The organism is Pseudomonas sp. HMSC063H08, assembly GCF_001813645.1.
GTDB classification, from domain to species: domain Bacteria; phylum Pseudomonadota; class Gammaproteobacteria; order Pseudomonadales; family Pseudomonadaceae; genus Pseudomonas; species Pseudomonas aeruginosa.
Genome location: NZ_KV813495.1, coordinates 1 through 531, shown reverse-complemented (window position 1 = coordinate 531; position 531 = coordinate 1). Strand labels below are relative to the sequence as shown.

The 531-nt window shown below is 61.2% G+C and carries 2 protein-coding genes; one reads left to right on the top strand and one right to left on the bottom strand.

All coding sequences use genetic code 11. From position 1 onward, the window contains the following. The coding region (locus tag HMPREF2924_RS36230) for a hypothetical protein (protein WP_083325392.1) at positions 1 to 194 on the bottom strand (194 nt) is incomplete at its 3' end. On the opposite strand from HMPREF2924_RS36230, the gene HMPREF2924_RS21225 reads away from it, so the two are divergent. Continuing rightward, the coding region (locus HMPREF2924_RS21225; RefSeq protein WP_177344962.1) for a hypothetical protein at positions 193 to 531 on the top strand (339 nt) is incomplete at its 3' end. The two genes, HMPREF2924_RS36230 and HMPREF2924_RS21225, sit on opposite strands and share 2 nt — an antisense overlap.

The following is a 531-nucleotide window of genomic DNA, read 5'->3' as shown; positions in this document are numbered from 1 at the left end:
CCCCATGCAGCTCGGATCCGAAATGCTGCAGCACAGTCCACCGTGTTGATCCAACCCAAGACCGCATAGCTTCTGGTAGCGCGGTCGGTCGGCCTCGGTCGATAGAAGCTCCCTTCCGCAACCCAGCGGGGAATCCACTTCCCCGCCAGGGCCAGTGTTTTCTCCGCACCCTCAACCTGCAGGAGAAACACCATGTCCAAGCAATCCACCAGCTTCGAAATCGGCTTTGCCCTCGGCAGTGTTGTGCGTGAGTTCCGCAGAGCGCTCAGGCGCCCTCCGGTCGTAGTGCAAGCACAAGCGCCGGTTGCGTTGAGCGTCCAGCGCATCGATCCTGCCTTCCTGGCCGGCCCGACCGCTGGCGAGCTAGAACACATCAGCGACATCCCAGCCATCGTCCGGCTGAAGAAGGTCAACCTGAATGACTGGTATCTAGCCAATACGCGCGAGGTGCAAAAGCCCAAGCGCGCACGCAAACCCAAGCCGGCCAAGGCGACCGCCAAAGCTGAAACGCCAGTCAGGAAGGAGCTCAAG